This is a genomic window from Roseinatronobacter alkalisoli, assembly GCF_028745735.1.
GTDB classification, from domain to species: Bacteria; Pseudomonadota; Alphaproteobacteria; order Rhodobacterales; family Rhodobacteraceae; genus Roseinatronobacter; species Roseinatronobacter alkalisoli.
This window is the reverse complement of record NZ_JAQZSM010000033.1, coordinates 17,599-33,277: the sequence shown is the minus strand read 5'-3', so window position 1 is coordinate 33,277 and position 15,679 is coordinate 17,599. Positions and strand designations below refer to the sequence as shown.

13 protein-coding genes and 3 pseudogenes are annotated in these 15,679 nt (G+C 61.7%); 13 read left to right on the top strand and 3 right to left on the bottom strand.

The features are described 5' to 3' along the window. Positions 1-337: 337 nt before the first annotated feature. On the top strand, positions 338-742 hold the full coding sequence (locus PUT78_RS20360; RefSeq protein WP_274354091.1) for a single-stranded DNA-binding protein: 405 nt from the start codon (positions 338-340) through the stop codon (positions 740-742). A 166-nt stretch (positions 743-908) separates the two neighbouring features. Here PUT78_RS20360 and PUT78_RS20355 read toward each other — a convergent pair whose 3' ends face one another. Then, positions 909-1,523: a LysE/ArgO family amino acid transporter gene (locus PUT78_RS20355; protein WP_274354090.1), complete on the bottom strand. Its 615-nt coding sequence runs from the start codon at positions 1,521-1,523 to the stop codon at positions 909-911. A gap of 86 nt (positions 1,524-1,609) precedes the next feature. On the opposite strand from PUT78_RS20355, the gene PUT78_RS20350 reads away from it, so the two are divergent. The 8 genes and pseudogenes from PUT78_RS20350 (at position 1,610) to PUT78_RS20315 (ending at position 6,512) form a co-directional block, all read left to right on the top strand. Continuing rightward, the gene (locus tag PUT78_RS20350) at positions 1,610-2,497 is read left to right on the top strand and encodes a LysR family transcriptional regulator ArgP (protein WP_274354089.1); all 888 of its coding nucleotides are present in this window, start codon (positions 1,610-1,612) and stop codon (positions 2,495-2,497) included. A 183-nt stretch (positions 2,498-2,680) separates the two neighbouring features. Then, a pseudogene (locus PUT78_RS20345) lies at positions 2,681-3,385 on the top strand (DUF932 domain-containing protein); the annotation flags it as partial. Between the two features lie 38 nt (positions 3,386-3,423). Beyond that, entirely contained in the window at positions 3,424-3,888 is a 465-nt protein-coding gene (locus tag PUT78_RS20340; RefSeq protein ID WP_274354088.1) for a hypothetical protein, read from the top strand. A 466-nt stretch (positions 3,889-4,354) separates the two neighbouring features. After that, a pseudogene (locus PUT78_RS20335) lies at positions 4,355-4,747 on the top strand (antitoxin of toxin-antitoxin stability system); the annotation flags it as partial. Positions 4,748-4,837: 90 nt separating this feature from the next. Continuing rightward, positions 4,838-5,146: a type II toxin-antitoxin system TacA family antitoxin gene (locus PUT78_RS20330; protein ID WP_274354087.1), complete on the top strand. Its 309-nt coding sequence runs from the start codon at positions 4,838-4,840 to the stop codon at positions 5,144-5,146. Next, on the top strand, positions 5,147-5,707 hold the full coding sequence (locus tag PUT78_RS20325; RefSeq protein WP_274354086.1) for a GNAT family N-acetyltransferase: 561 nt from the start codon (positions 5,147-5,149) through the stop codon (positions 5,705-5,707). Positions 5,708-5,848: 141 nt separating this feature from the next. Beyond that, positions 5,849-6,103, top strand: a complete 255-nt coding sequence (locus tag PUT78_RS20320; RefSeq protein ID WP_274354085.1) for a type II toxin-antitoxin system Phd/YefM family antitoxin — start codon at positions 5,849-5,851, stop codon at positions 6,101-6,103. After that, a complete protein-coding gene (locus PUT78_RS20315; protein ID WP_274354084.1) occupies positions 6,096-6,512 on the top strand; it encodes a hypothetical protein in 417 nt (138 codons plus the stop codon). The genes PUT78_RS20320 and PUT78_RS20315 overlap by 8 nt, the downstream gene beginning before the upstream one ends. A gap of 28 nt (positions 6,513-6,540) precedes the next feature. On the opposite strand, the gene PUT78_RS20310 is transcribed toward PUT78_RS20315, so the two are convergent. Continuing rightward, positions 6,541-6,837 (bottom strand): hypothetical protein, encoded by a 297-nt coding sequence (locus tag PUT78_RS20310; protein WP_274354083.1) that lies wholly within the window; start codon positions 6,835-6,837, stop codon positions 6,541-6,543. Between the two features lie 180 nt (positions 6,838-7,017). On the opposite strand from PUT78_RS20310, the pseudogene PUT78_RS20305 reads away from it, so the two are divergent. The 4 genes and pseudogenes from PUT78_RS20305 to PUT78_RS20290 form a co-directional block, all read left to right on the top strand. Beyond that, positions 7,018-9,633 (top strand): annotated as a pseudogene (locus PUT78_RS20305) (strawberry notch-like NTP hydrolase domain-containing protein); the annotation flags it as partial. A gap of 146 nt (positions 9,634-9,779) precedes the next feature. Next, positions 9,780-11,306 carry a tyrosine-type recombinase/integrase gene (locus tag PUT78_RS20300; protein ID WP_274354082.1) on the top strand — a complete coding sequence of 509 codons (1,527 nt, stop codon included), beginning with the start codon at positions 9,780-9,782 and terminating at the stop codon, positions 11,304-11,306. Further along, positions 11,285-12,214, top strand: a complete 930-nt coding sequence (locus PUT78_RS20295; RefSeq protein ID WP_274354081.1) for a tyrosine-type recombinase/integrase — start codon at positions 11,285-11,287, stop codon at positions 12,212-12,214. Before PUT78_RS20300 ends, PUT78_RS20295 begins: the two co-directional genes overlap by 22 nt. Then, positions 12,211-13,215 carry a tyrosine-type recombinase/integrase gene (locus PUT78_RS20290; RefSeq protein WP_274354080.1) on the top strand — a complete coding sequence of 335 codons (1,005 nt, stop codon included), beginning with the start codon at positions 12,211-12,213 and terminating at the stop codon, positions 13,213-13,215. The genes PUT78_RS20295 and PUT78_RS20290 overlap by 4 nt, the downstream gene beginning before the upstream one ends. 39 nt (positions 13,216-13,254) lie before the next feature. On the opposite strand, the gene PUT78_RS20285 is transcribed toward PUT78_RS20290, so the two are convergent. Continuing rightward, a complete protein-coding gene (locus tag PUT78_RS20285) occupies positions 13,255-15,645 on the bottom strand; it encodes a TOTE conflict system archaeo-eukaryotic primase domain-containing protein (protein WP_274354079.1) in 2,391 nt (796 codons plus the stop codon). Positions 15,646-15,679: the final 34 nt, after the last annotated feature.

Below are 15,679 nucleotides of genomic sequence, written 5' to 3'. Positions count from 1 at the left end.
GCAGGGGTGGCGGAAATCTGTGATCTGGTGTCTCTGCCGCCAGAGCCGTGCTGGGCTTGGGTTCTGACAGGCCATGTTGGCCGGATGACAGGTCCAGGGTCTGGCATCTGGCCCATCCCTTCGACTGACAATCCCCTAATCCCGTTCTGGCTCTCACGCGCAACCCCGCGCCAGCCCGGGCCGTGTTGGCCGCCTACGGCGTCCTGCCCGCTCCACCCCGGTCCTTTGGGGGTTTCCGGTGTCCATGCTGTCCACCGTGCACGTGTCACCCGACGGGCTTTTTCCGGGTCTTGTCGAAGGGACGGTCCCGAAGACAGGACACAGAAGGAAGCTAGACATGCAGAATATCGTCATCCTCGCCGGCAACATTGGCCAAAAACCCGAAGCCCGCACCACCCAAGGCGGCACCAACATCACCAACTTCAGCCTCGCCACCTCCCGCCCCCGCCTCTCGGAAGGTCGCGTCCTGCGCGACGAGAACGGCTACCGGGTGATGGACACGGAATGGCACCGCATCACCTGCTTCAACGGTCTGGGCAAAACGGTCGCGGAGCATTGCGAAAAGGGCATTAAGGTTCTCGTCCACGGCCGCATCCACTACACCAAGTGGACCGACGCCGCGGGCAATGACCGCTACGGCTGCGAAATCATCGCCGAGAAGGTCGACTTCCTGAGCCGCCCGAAATCGGCCGAGAGTGAAAACCCCGAGCTGGTCGACAAAGACGACGAGATCCCGTTCTGAAAAGAACGGGGTCTCCCCCTTGGACCCGGCGGGGAAACCCGCCGGGTTCGGGCATTGCGCAAGACCACTCGGCGCCCAAGCAGAGTTGCGGATGCAGCGCGTCAACGAGTATTCGATGCCCGATAGAGTGATGCTTCAGGATATTGATCCACGCGAAACAGCCTGTTCAGGCTGACAAAATCAATTTCACAGCAATTGCCCACATCACCAGAGCAATTCCGCCCTCCAGGAGCCGCCAAGCGCTCGGTTGCGCGAAAAGCGGCCTCAGTTTGCCAGCGCCATAGCCGAGCGCGAAAAAGAACAGGAAGGATCCGCTCACCGCACCAGCGGCAAAGGCAAACTGCTGGCCAGCATACTGCGTCGAGATCGTACCCAGCAAGACCACGGTATCGAGATAGACATGCGGATTCAGCCATGTCAGCGCCAGCGCTGTCAGCAGCACAGGGCGCAGCGGCTCTCGCGGGGCTGCGCCATCGATCCATAGTGCTTGCGATGAGGTAAAGGCCGCGCGCATGTTGCGCGCCCCATACCAGACCAGAAACGCAGCGCCGCCATAGCGCATGACCGGATCGACCATCGGCAACCATGCGGCGATTTTGGCGAAACTGGTCACTCCGACCACGATCAGAATCGCATCTGACAGCGCACAGGTCAGCACCACCGGGAAGACATGCGACCCGCGCAGGCCCTGGCGCAGAACAAAGGCATTCTGCGCACCAATGGCGATGATCAGACTCAGGCCAATGCCAAGGCCGGTCAGGTAAATCGTCAGGTCGCTCATATCTGCCTCCGTCAGGTTCGGCTTGCGATATAACGGGCCATGTGATTAGGCAAATTAAACGATGTAACGTTGGTGAAGGAGCGCTTATGCTTGATTATCCCGCCGCGCGTGCGGTCGCGATGGTGGTGCAGACCGGCAGCTTTGAGGGCGCGGCGCGGGCCTTGGGGGTGACGCCCTCGGCCATTTCACAGCGGGTGCGCGCGCTGGAGGAACGTCTTGGCACTGTCCTGATCGAGCGCGCCAGCCCGTGCCGCGCCACGGCGGCCGGTGATGCCCTGTGTCGTCATATCGAGCTTGTGGGTCTGGCAGAGCGCGACCTGATGGCCCAGCTGCCCGCGAGCGCTTTCGAGACAGACCGCGTGACCCTGTCTGTTGCCGTCAATTCCGACAGCCTAGCGACCTGGGTCCTGCCCGCGCTGGCAGGTTTTGCCCGTGATGCGGATATCTTGCTGGATATCGCGGTCGATGATGAGGATCACACGACCGACTGGCTGAAATCGGGGCAGGTGGTGGCCGCGCTGACCGCTGTGGCCAAGCCTGTTCAGGGTTGCAAATCCATCGCCTTGGGCAGCCTGCGCTATCATGCGACGGCCAGCCCCGGTTTCGTGCAACGGTTTTTCTCTGACGGGGTCACCCTTTCAGCATTGGCCCGCGCACCTGTGCTGACCTTCAACCAGAAGGATCAGTTGCAAAATGAATGGGTGCAAGCCGTCTTCGGACAACGGCTGGCGCCGCCAACACACTGGCTGCCGTCGACCCAAGGTTTTGTGACAGCGGCGGTGCAGGGGTTGGGTTGGGGCATGAACCCCGCGTCTTTGGTGCAGGATCATCTGCGCTCAGGGCAATTGGTGGAACTGATTGCGGACACACCTTTTGACCGGCCCTTGTTCTGGCAAATCAACCGACGTGCGGCAGAACCGCTTCGGGCGCTAAGCGATGCCCTGCGCCGTCACGCGCGAGGAGCGCTGGCGTGAAGAGCCGTCTGTTGTGCTGCGCGTGCGCAGTTTCGCCATTTGCCCTCGGACCCGAACGTCCGCAAGATCCCGCATTGTTGCCGAACGCGCCACGGTATTGAGAGATAGAGAAGGGTTGGTTGCTTTCGCGACAGGTTTAAGGCTGGGAGAGTGGCTCCCGGCGCCTGTCACGGAGGAATACCGATGGGTGTTGTAGAAGTTCTGGATCCGGTCGCACCGGTGCGGGCGGGTGGCTGGAAGGTGGATGTGAGCCGGGGTGAGCGGAACGGGCGGGTGTCGTCCGAATGGTTCAATCGGCCGGATGACGAGCGGTATCTGTCGCTCGATGATCTCTGGGCCAATGTGAAGGGCCGCTCTGAGCGCAGCCGCAGCCGTGTGGTGCAGACGGCGGATATCCGGGTCGAGGCCGCGCGCGACGACCCCGAGCGGCTGCACCTGGTCCTGCCGAAAGCCGAGGCGCCCGTTGCGCCCACGCATTGGGCATTCGGCCAGCTTGCTAGCATCGTCGGCGCCCCGGCGTCCTACCTGCGGCAGTTGCCCGCGCCGCTGGCCGGGATCAACCTGCAATACGGTCTGACCAACCACCGCGGCGAGCAGGTCAAAACCTTCGAGACCGAAGATGGCCGCACCGAACTGCGCGCGGTGACCGGCCCCGATTATGGCCGCATCCACGATTTCGAGCTGGTCGAGGCGGTGCAGCGCATCGCGGGCAATGGCACCGGCGACACGCGCTGGAAGGTGCCGGGCGTGCTCGACTGGTCGACCGGGGTCTACAACCCCGATGTCGAGATCAGCCGCGACACGACCACGCTCTATGCCTCCGACCGCGACGTCTTCCTGTTCCTGGTCGATGATCGCAACCCGATCGAGGCGGGTCGGCTGCCGGATGCGCGCAAGCCGAGTCGGACAAGGAACAGAATGACCGCATGATCGCGCAGGCGGGCCTCACCGCCGCAAGCTGCCAAGATCCTCGCGATATCTTTGTCGTTGAGAAAGTCTGGCACTGGCGCCAATTGCCAGCCCGCAAAATTCGGGATGGCCTGGTCACGGCCGGCCGGGCAACGCCCAGTTGCGATCAGGAAACGCAGGAATGCGCGAGTGGCGGTCACCGTTATCCTTGCATGGGCAACGCCGTGCATGCCCGCGCGTCCCAGCACAAACTCCCTGATTGCATGGGCGCTATAAGCCTCAGGCGCGTCGCCAAGGACGAGGAACATGTGAACAAGGATGTTCTGATAGGTGTCGAGGGTGCTGTCCAACACCCCGCGATTCCGGAGCATCCAATCCCGGAACTCGCCGAGGATCGGCCACCGATCACTCGGGGACGGCGGCTTCGGCAGTGGGTCGACAATACCCAGTTCTTCAAGGAAGAGAACAAACAGGGCACCTGATCGCAATCGCATAGAGTAATTCGGCATGGCCCTGAAGGCCGGTACAGATGCTGCGTATCCGCTGTGGATGGTGCCGAGATCATAGCCGGCGTCGTGCATCCAATCCGTCCAATGCCCCAAGTAAATGGTCAGCATCGAAATCGTTGACTTGGTGTAATTCCGTGCGTGAAGCCAACGGACATAGCCCTCGAAGTGTGGGCGGGCGAAATGGAGCCTTGAAAGCGTGAGATACCGCGGAGTGTTCCGCCTTTTCTTGGGGGTGCTGGACATTCGATCTCCTGACATGGGTTCAATGCCGGAAAATGCCGGCGAACCACTTCTCGCCCAAAAGAACCCGCGAGGGCACAAGCCCGTCGTTATGCGGAGCCGATTGTCGAAAATCACTCGCGTTTACAGCGTGATGACCTGACCGCTCCGCATAATCCGTAGCTCGGCATAACTGGCCTTATGCGGTGCTCTGCATAAGGCCTGTCTGGAAGGATACTGGTCCCATGCCAAGGGCGCGGCTGCGCGCATCCGGGACTACGCGCCACAGGACGCGACGCTGCAAAGCATCGCCGATCGGCTGCAGGCCATCCAGCGGCGGAATTTCCACCAGCTCGCTGCCGAGATCAGCCACCGGGGCCGCTACTACGACGAATACACCATGTCTGTGGACGTCACCCGCGACAGCCCGACCTGGCAACCTCCGACCGAGGACGCAGAGGAGATCGTGACGGAGGCGATCCGCGATCTCGCCCGCTGGCTCTACCGCCAGCTTGAGATCGAATACGACCACCTGACCTCGGACGAGGTCCTTGAGGACGGCATCATCGCCAATGAATACAACTTCACCGAAGCAGGGCGGCGGTTCGGATGAGCATGATTCTTTCGAAGAGCTTTCCAAACCGATCTCTTGAAATGTACGTCTATCTGGCGTACATGATGGATAACAAAACAGGAGGCAACCATGCTTGGTTTCCATGACACCACGCGCGCGATCGATGAGCGTAACGAGGCCCGGATGAATTTTCGGACCAAGCCGCGCATCAAGACTGCGATCCAGCAGGCGGCGGCACTTTCTGGCGTTGACGATTCTGTCTTCACGATGAATGCCGCCTATCAGGCAGCGCTGGCAACGATCGCGGCGCATGAACGGACGGTGCTGCAGCCGGTCGATCATGACGCATTTTTCGCGGCGCTCGATACACCGGCGGCGCCGACTGACGCCCTGCGTTCGGCCTTCCGTCGGTATGGCAAAACGGTTGTGTCGCAGTAAATGGCGGCATCACAACAGACGACCTACACCATTGAGCCGTTCGATCCAAAGAGACACGATCGAGCGGCTTTTTCTTGCGGCGTCGAACAGGTCGACAACTACTTCCAGAAGACGGCCAACAAGCTCGCCAAGGCGGATAATGTCCGTCTCTATGTGATGGTCGACCCTTCTGGCACGGTCATCGGGTTCTATGCCCTGAATGCGCACGCCGTTCTCTATACGGATTTACCTGCAAAGTTCGCGCGGACCCGGCCCTCGCATGGGAATATCCCTGCTGCATACATCTCGATGATCGGGCGAGATCAGAAGTTCCGCGGGGGCGGCTATGGCGGCGATCTGCTTGTCGATGCTCTCCGCCGCATTGCAGTTGCCGCCGATGCCATCGGAGTTGCCGTCGTCATGCTTGACGTTCTCGATTGCGGTGAACCCGACCGCGTCGCTCGCCGCAAAGCTCTTTACGAAAGCTACGGCTTCCAGTCGCTTGCATCGAACCCTCTGAGGATGTTCTTGCCAGTCAACGTCGTTCGGAAGCTGATCTCTGAGGAAACCGAAGGCCATTGATGGGAAGTGAGATCACGCTGCCCATCTGATCGGGCGAGCCGGATCGTGTCCAAACCAGCACGTCTCACCTGCTCCCATCGACCCATGTCTTGCAGAATAACCAGAATATACGTATATTCTGCACAAATGGAGACCCAGATCATGCATGAGCTTCCCGAGTTCAAGGCGGCCGACCTGACGCGGCACACAAGTGACCTGTTTGACGCGGCCATTCGCTCGCCGATCGCGATCACCAAGCACCGCAAGCCGAAATTCGTGTTGATGAGCATGGACCAGTATCAGAGCCTCACGCGGGGGGCCACGCAACAGGCTCATATGGTTGACGAGATGCAAGAGGATCTCAAGGCGCTGATGATAGAAGGGCTCGAGCGGGACTTGACGCAGACGGATGACTAAGCCTGCCGCTGGAGAGGTTTTCCGCTACCCCTTCCTGTGGAAACGTGAACAGATGGCGGGCGAGGCCGAGGGCCGCAAGACGCGGCCTGTCTGTATCGCCGTCACTGTCGCCAAGTCAGATAGCGAGACCGTGGTGTTCATCCTGCCGATCACGACACAGCCGCCCTTGCCCTCGCGCAAGTTCATCGAGGTGCCACAGATCGAGTCGCAGCGCGTGGGATTGGAAACCCATGTCCGCAAATGGGTCATGCTGGACGAGATCAACACCGATATTCTGGAGCGGTCCTATGTCTGGGAGGACCGCACACCCATCGGCACGTTCAGTTCTGCCTTCACATCTAGGATTCAGTCCAGCCTGATCGCGCTTGCCAGGTCGGGCGGGGCATCGGTTGTTGATCGGCTGAAGTAATCTCGATCACCGCAGGGTCTGCCCAGCTTCACTTGTTCCCATCGATCCACTTCGACATCAGCCCCTTGTCGCGGAAACACTCGTCCGGCACGGCGCGGCGCTTGATCCGGGCGAGTTTTTCCGCGAAAGCCACCTGCCTAGATGTCGGCAGCCGGTCCATATCTGATGCCGGTTTCAACCGGGCTTGTGCCTCGATCCAGGCACTGAGCGCGCGCCGGTCCTGCTGAACCTCCCAGGGCAGAAGCGTCTGGTTGCGCAGTGCCAGCGATCGCGCATAGGCGATCTGCTTGGGCGTGGCGGGCAGGGCGAATGTGGTTTCTTCCATCAGGGTGATCTACCTATCTGGCACATGCTGCATTATAGAACATAAAGCGAACAAACGCAAGCTGACTATCGCCATCACAGGCGTTTTGAGAGTTTGAGGAGGGCTGGGGAGGGTCAGGCCTGAGGGTGCCCGAAAGAGGGTGTCCGGGTCTGACCCTGTCCCTCATTCCGGAGTTTCCCGATGACCCATCTCGCCCATTTTGCGACCGAGCGCGCGCTTGCGCCTGTTGTCCCCATCCCGTCCCTCGATACGGCCGCTGCGATCTTGAGCGTGGCCGAGGCGCTGCAGCCTGATCTGGCGCAGGGTTTCCAGATCGACGCGCTGCGCTTGCGCGTTGAGATGGAGCGCGCCTTTGGCGGCTCTGATGCGGATGGTGCCTGGGACTGGAAGCTGGCCTATGAGGCGGGCGAGGCGGCGCTGGTCCTGTTCCTGCGAAAATTCGGCCGCGCTTTGCTGACCCGAGCGGGCTCACCTGCAGCGCTGCTGCCGATCCTTGCCAAGGTGGCGGGCCTCTTGCCCACGCATACCCGGCGCTCGGAGGAGATGGAGCGTTTCCAGCAATTCTCGACGCCGCTGCCCATGGGGCTTGCGGCCTTGGCGGCGGCGCAGATCACCGCGCGCGATCTGGTCCTCGAGCCTTCGGCCGGAACAGGCCTTCTGGCGATCCTCGCGGAAATCGCAGGTGGCAGCCTGATGCTCAATGAGCTGGCCGACAGCCGGGCCGTTTTTCTTCGTCTCCTCTTTCCAGGCCGCCCCGTCACAGGCTTTGACGCCGCACAAATCGACGATCATCTCGACGAGGGCGTGCGCCCGAGCGTCATCCTGATGAACCCGCCATTCTCGGTGGTGGCGAATGTCGACGCTCGCAGCACCGAGGCAACAGCCCGGCATCTACGCTCGGCGCTGGCGCGTCTGGCGCCCGGAGGACGGCTGGTCGCTATCTCCGGGGCCGGTTTCGCGCCCGATGCGTCCGCCTGGGATGAAACCTTCGCGCGTCTGACCGAGACCGCGCATCTGGTCTTTACGGGTGCTGTGTCTGGCGGGGCCTTCGCCAAGCACGGCACCAGCTTTGAGACTCGCCTCTCTGTCTTCGACAAATGTCGCGGTGGCGAGGCGGGCGGCATCACCGCCGATCTGGCGCGCCCGATATCGCCTGATGTCGCCAGCCTGCTCTCGCTGATCACGGCCCATGTCCCCCCGCGCCTCGAGCTGGAGCAGGTCGCACCAGCCGGGCAGGGCCGCTCTTCCCCCTTCCCGGGAAACCCTGCCCGCACCACGCGCGCTTCCATCAGCAAAGTGCGCGCCACGCCCGCAAAGACGTCCACTACCACCGCCGCGCCGATTGCGGCCGCCGACCTCGCTTACAGCCTGCACGATGCAGCCGAGGACGATACCAGCGCGCGCCTGTCGGATGCCATTTATGAGACCTTCCGCCTGCAGGCGATCGACATCCCCGGAGCGGAACCGCATCCGACCAAGCTGGTGCAATCGGCGGCCATGGCCTCGGTCGCGCCCCCGAAACCCACCTATCGCCCTAAGCTGCCCGCCGCCATCCTGCACGACGGCCTGCTCTCCGACGCTCAACTCGAGACCGTCATCTATGCCGGCGAGGCGCATGGCGCATATCTCGCGGGGTCTTGGTCCGTCGATGAAACCGGCGACATGGTCTCGGCCGCGCCCGACGATGCTCCTGACGCCATCCGCTTCCGCCGTGGCTTCTTCCTTGGCGATGGCACTGGCGCGGGCAAGGGCCGCCAGTCGGCCGGGATTTTGCTCGACAACTGGGCCCGAGGAAGACGCAAGGCGCTCTGGATCTCCAAAAGCGACAAACTGCTGGAGGATGCGCAGCGCGACTGGTCGGCCCTTGGCCAGGAGCGCTTGCTGGTCACGCCCCTGTCGCGTTTCGCGCAAGGGCGCCACATCCCGCTGACCGAGGGCATCTTGTTCACCACCTATGCGACGCTGCGCTCAGAGGAGCGGGGCGTAAAAAAGTCCCGCGTCGATCAGATCGTCGACTGGCTGGGGGCGGATTTCGACGGGGTGATCTTGTTCGACGAAAGCCATGCCATGGCCAATGCCGCAGGAAGCAAGGGCGAGCGCGGCGATGTCACGGCCTCGCAGCAGGGCAGGGCGGGCCTGCGCTTGCAGCACAAGCTGCCCAATGCCCGCGTGGTCTATGTCTCGGCCACGGGCGCGACCTCGGTTCATAACCTCGCCTATGCGCAGCGCCTCGGCCTCTGGGGCGGGGAAGACTTTCCATTTGCCACCCGGTCGGAGTTCGTTGACGCGATCGAGGCCGGTGGCGTTGCCGCGATGGAGGTCCTCGCCCGCGACCTGCGCTCGCTTGGCCTCTACACCGCCCGGTCGCTTTCCTACGACGGCGTCGAATACGAGCTGCTCGAGCATGCGCTAACGCCTGAGCAGCGCGGCATCTATGATGCCTACGCGCTCGCCTTCGGAATCATACACCGGAACTTGTCCGCCGCGCTGGAAGCCGCCAACATCACTGGCCCGGCCAGCTCAACAGGCTCCGGGGGCACGCTGAACCGCCAGGCCAAGTCCGCCGCCCGCTCCGCGTTTGAATCCGCCAAGCAGCGCTTCTTCGGCCATCTGCTCACTTCCATGAAAACCCCCACCCTCATTTCCAGCATCGACGCCGATCTCGCCGCAGGCCATGCGGCCGTGATCCAGATAGTCTCCACCGGCGAGGCGCTGATGGAACGCCGCCTGTCGGACATTCCCACGGATGAATGGAACGATGTGCGCGTTGACATTACGCCAAGAGAGGCGTGCTTATCCGGAGCTCCGGATAAGACGTAATATGCCGCGTCGGCATTATGCTGAGTTCGTGGTTTCAAGCTCTTGCTCTTCTGATTCATTTTCGGGTTTCCGCTTTGGATAATCATGATGCCTCTGCTCTTAACCGCAGAAGGACATCCCCCATGAACTCCCCCTCCAACTCTCCGCTCGGCGGCCGAGCCGACGCCGACGACCGCGCTCTTGTCCACGCCTATTTCGCGGACAATCCAAGGCTTTCCAAGGGCGCGCTGAGCGCCGCCCGGCATTTCCTGAAGTGGACGCGCGCCCGGAAGATCCCGATCAGAGACCTCGACGCGTCGGTTGTTGGTCGGTTTTTGCGCCATCGCTGCCGCTGCGGTCGCTACAGCCCTACCCAGTTGAAGTGCCCCGCGTATGCGGTCGACACGCGCCGGTTTCTTCGATATCTGGAAGTTTCCGGGGTGGTCATGATTGCCGATGATGTCGCCCGACTCGGGCAATACCTGCAGGCCTATGCCGGGAAGCTTAGCGCCGCCCGCTACAGCGAGGTGACGTATTTGATACGACTGAGCCAGGCCCGCCATTTCGCGGAGTGGGCGCTGCAGATGCGTGTTCCGGCCCACGGGATCGACGATGCCATTATCGACCAGTTCGCACATCATGATTGCAGATGCGGGATCAAGACCAAGAGGGGCAAACGGGTATCAGGCTCAGGCACAAAGGACCGCCGCCGTGGCGCTCGCGCATTTGTCCGGTTCCTGCGGGATCAGGGCTTGATCCCGCCTGAAGCGCCTGCCTGCATTACCGCCTGCGATCCGCGCCTGACCGAGTTTTCAGAGTGGCTGCGCCGCGAACGTGGGGGAACGGCCGAGACCGTGCGGCGCTATCTGACCGAAGCCGGTCGCTGGTTAGATCGCCTTGGCGTAACCCCGAAGGATTACAACGCGGCGGGAATCCGATCGATCGTTCTGGATCAGGGCGAAGAGCGATCCCGATCATCAGTTCGCATGACAGTAACCGTGCTGCGTACCTTCCTGCGCTTCACGATCATTCAAGGCGAGTGCGCCCCTTCGCTCCTCCACGCAGTGCCACCCGCCGTAAGGCGCAAGCTTTCAACGGTCCCCCGCACGATTCCAATTGCGACGGTTGAAGAGATCATCGCCTCCTGTCGCACCGATACGCCGGTCGAGATACGGGACCACGCAATTCTCCTCCTCCTCGCTCGGCTGGCCCTGCGCGCGGGCGATATCTGGCAGCTGCGCCTGCCGGACATCGACTGGCGCACGAGCCGGTTGCGATTGCATGGCAAGGGCAGGCGGGGTGTTTTGATGCCCCTGCCGCAGGATGCAGGCGATGCGCTGCTGGCCTATATCGAGGATGCGCGTCCAGTGGTCGCCACTGACAGGGTCTTTCTCCGAACCCAAGCCCCTTTCACCCCGCTGCGATCCGCCGCCGAGATCGCCGGGATCGTTTCCCGTGTCCTGAACCGGGGTGGATTTACCGGTTTGCCGACCGGCTCGCATGTATTCCGCCATTCACTGGCGTCGGCCTGGTTGCGCGGCGGTGCGGATCTCGACCAGATCGGTGTCGCGCTGCGCCACACCTCGCGCGATACGACAGCGATCTATGCCAAGGTCGATGTCGAGATGCTGGCAGACGTGGCTCAGCCGTGGCCGGGGTGCGCGTCATGATGCATCACCATGTTGAACGGTTTGTCCAACTGAACCGCGCCCTCGGAATGAAGTTTGCCGCGCAGGAGACGTCCTTGCGCGCCTTCGCGGATTTTGCCGCGGAGCGTTCCATCACCTATGTGACGGCGGCGCTGGTATTGGAATGGGCCGGCGGCGCCGCGACGCCTTATGCCGCGCAGGATCGGTTTGATCGCGCTCGTGCCCTGGCCGTGTTCCTGCATGCTGAAGATGCGCGGCACGAGATACCGGCGATCAGACTGCTGAGCCGTTCACGACGACGGCGACCCGCTCCGCATATTCTGACGCAGGACCAGATCAGACGTATTATGCAGGAAGCGCTTCTGGTGCCCGGCCTGACGCCAATCAGCCCGCTGACCTACCATAACCTGTTCGGGCTGCTTGCCTCGACAGGTCTGCGGATTTCGGAAGCTTTATCCCTCCAGCGCGATGACCTGACGGACGACGGCCTCATGATCCGCAAAGGCAAGTTCGGCAAAAGCCGCCTCGTCCCCATACATGCCTCAACCCGCGCAGCGCTGGAACGGTATCTCGAAGCCCGCAACAGCATGCGCAATGCGAGTAATGACATCTTCGTTCTGGGCCATGGTCGCGCCCCGACAGCGACCAGAGTTTATGTTGTATTCGTTCGAATCGTGCGGAAACTCGGCTATCGTCACCAGACAGGTCCTGGCCCCCGTTTGCACGATCTGCGCCATACATTCGCGGTGCGATCTCTGGAAGCCTGCGGAAACGACCCGCAGGCCGTCTTGCGGCACATGAAGGCTCTGAGCACCTATCTCGGCCATGTCGATATCGCCAACACCTATTGGTACCTTGAGGCAACGCCGGTCCTGCTGAAGATGATTGCCTCGTCCGCCGAAGAGAACTGGATCGGAGGTGCGGCATGACCCCACTCGCTCCCGACCTGTCGGCCTTCCTGCAAACCCATCTTCCGAACGAATGCGGGGCAAGTCGGCATACCATCGCGGCCTATGCCCATGCGTTCACACTTCTGCTGAGGTTTGCTGCCGGGCGGCTCAAACGGTTCCCATCGGAACTCGCAATCGAAGACCTCGACGTTCAGGTGATCAGGGCCTTCCTTGAACATATCGAGGAAGGGCGCGCCAATTCCGTCCGTTCCCGCAACGCCCGACTGGCGGCGATCAAGTCGTTCTTCCGCTTCATTGAGCACCGGCACCCGGCATGCCTTGAGCAGGCGATGATGATCCGGGCCATGCCGATCAAGCGGACAGACGCCAAGCTGATCGACTATCTCACCACGGAAGAAGTCCGAGCCTTGCTTGCAGCACCAAACCGCTACACGCTAGGTGGATTGCGGGACCGGGCCATGCTGCATCTGGCCTACGCCGCAGGGTTGCGGGCATCCGAGCTACTCGCGGTACGGATGGATGACTTTCCCAAGGGTTCGTTTTCCAATGTGCGAATTCTGGGCAAGGGGCGGCGCGAGCGTGTCCTTCCGCTCTGGAAAGAGACCCAAGCGGCCATCCGTGCTTGGCTCGCCGTCCGGCCAGGAAATGTCGGGCCGGAACTGTTCCTGAACCGTGATGGCCGTCAGATGACGCGAGACGGATTCGCCTACAGGCTCAGGCAGCATGTGACGACTGCCGAACGCTCGACCCCGTCGATCGCCACAAAGCACGTGACCCCGCATGTGCTGCGACACAGCTACGCGATGCACACGCTTCAGGCCACCGGCGATATCCGCAAGGTCGCGCTGTGGCTCGGCCATGCCAGCATCCAGACGACTGAGATGTATCTGCGCGCGGATCCGACCGAGAAGCTCGCGGTTCTGGATGCGCATCATGCCCCGCTGATCAAACCCGGCAAGTTCCGGGAACCCTCGGACAAACTGATGCAGATTTTGGCCGTTGCCACACAGCGTTCCTGACCGACGGGGAAAAATTGGCGTCCCGCTTTCGGCGGGGCGCTATTCCATTACATAGCCGAGCGCCCGATAGCCTGTTCGCCGTTTGGCCGCCATTCTGGCGAGGACCGGGACCGAACTGTCGACATAGTCGACCACCAAAACGTCTTTCTTGTCGTTGTGCCGTCGATGCAACCTGCCCACATATTGAGCCAGCGTGCCTTTCCAAGCGATTGGCATCGTCAGGAACAGGGTATCGAGCCGGGCGTCATCGAAGCCCTCACCGATATAGCGCCCTGTCGCGAGTATCAGCCGTTCCTTATCATCAGCGACATTCAACGCCGCATGCGCAGCCTTCCGGTCCTTGGCAGACATGCCGCCACGGAGCACCACGATATTCTGGGCGAACCTGGAGAACCGCTGTTGAAGGTATTCGAGATGATCTTTCCGCTCGGTCAGCACGATCGGCGAGCGTTTGGCCTCCAGTGATTTCAGCACGTCGTCAAAGATCAGATCGTTTCGGGCCTCGTCCTCCGCCAGAGCGGCATAGATCGCAGGCATTGACGGGCGTTCGGCCATGGCGAGGGCCTCTGGCAATCGGAACCGCGTGTGACGTTCTCGCGCCCGATGGTGAATGCCGCTTTCGGCGGCCTGTGATTTGGCGCTCACCTGATGGCGCACCGGGCCGCATTGCATGAAGATGATCGGGTGATGCCCGTCCTTTCGGGCGACGGTTGCCGACAATCCGGTGACATAGCGCGCCTTTGATCTGCGGGCGACAAGCTCAAAGCTTGCAGCAGACAGGTGATGGCACTCATCGACGACAAGATGGCCGTAATCGGCAACGATATCGTCAACTTCGCCCTTCCGAACCAGACTTTGGATCAGCGCCACGTCGATCACACCGGTGGGTTTGCGCTTTCCGGCACCGATGGTGCCAATCTGCTTCGGGTCAATCTGCAGAAACGACCCAAGCCGTTCGACCCACTGGCTCAGCAACTCCCGTCGGTGGACCAGAACCAGCGTATTGCGTGCACGGCGCGCGATCAGCGCCGAGGCCACGACCGTCTTGCCGAATGCGGTGGTGGCCGCAAGCACGCCGGTATCGTGTTCGGCCAGCGCGTCAAACGCTCGCGATTGCTGTTGGCGAAGCTCGCCACGGAAGCGAACCGTCTCCGGCAAGCGGGCTCCGTTTTCGCGTAAATCGTCCAGATCGGCGGTCACGCCGTGATCGGACAGAAACCCCATCGCTTCGTCGAAGCAGCCGCGCGGCAAGGCGACGTGTCGGGGATGCAGTTCGGCACAGGACACAATTCGCGGCTTTCCGAATGTTGGCAGCCGCATCGCCTGCGCACGATAGAATTCGGGATTCTGGAACGCAGCCAACCGAACCAGTTGCGCTATCATGACCGAAGGCAGATCCGAACGGTCGATATATATCTGGTCTGCGACCGTAACCTTGATGGTCGATGGAACGGGCACATCGAGGCGTCCCGGTGTGCTGCGGCGTGACGGAGACATCTTCCAGGGTTCATCCGCCTGTTCGTTATCCACCGGCATACGCACACCCAGCACCCGCCCAGAAAGCTCCTCGGCTTCGACAAGGTCGGTTACCGCCGCCGCCGACAATCTTGGCAAGGAGGACAAATAGGCCCACTGATCAGCAAATGGCCGCATGCCCGCGTCTACAAAGACGCTGTTGCCCGCCTTGCGCGCGGTGTTCTGGAGCGGCAGTGCGATCAGATTGCCGAAGCCGCCGAGCGGCATGATATCCTGATTTGGAAATAGCCGGTCATAGGAAGCGAAGCCGATTTCCGGCCGCCGTTCCATTGTTTCGGTGATCAGAACTGATCCAAGCTGGCGTGCCAGACGGGCAGAGACCGGTTCGGCGAAGAAGACCCAGATATGACCGCCGTTCCCAGACCTCGATCGTTCCAGCGCTGCCGGGACTCCCTTTGCCCGACAGGTTTCGAGCATCGCATTCGCGTCTTCCGCCCAGGACGCCTTGTCAAAATCCGCCGCCAGGAACCAGCATGTATCACCGGGCAGCAGCGGATAGACGCCGGCAACAAAATCACCGCTTCGGCCATTATCACCTCGCAGGTGTTTTTCCATGACGCTTTCGTCCGGCGAGATGAACTTCTGATGGGGGCATTCGCCGCATTTGACCTTCGGCTTGCCGCATATGCCCTTCACCCATTCGTTGGCACAAGCAGGCGAATATCCTGAGCGACCGGTCTTCCTGTTTTCCCATCGCACTGGAAATACGTCGGGCCGGCCAGCGAACAGGCGTCGAAACAGATCAACCTTGTCATGCGACGGCGAGGCATTCGTGACGGGGGCGTTCTCGAAGGAGGGCTGCTTCAAAGTTGGCGCGGGCTCTGCAGCGAGACGAGCCTCAAGTGCCTCCATCTCGCGCTGAAGCTCACGCCGCTCGGCGTCCAGATCGGCCATGCGTGCTCGGACCCGCGCCAAGTCCGCTTCGATG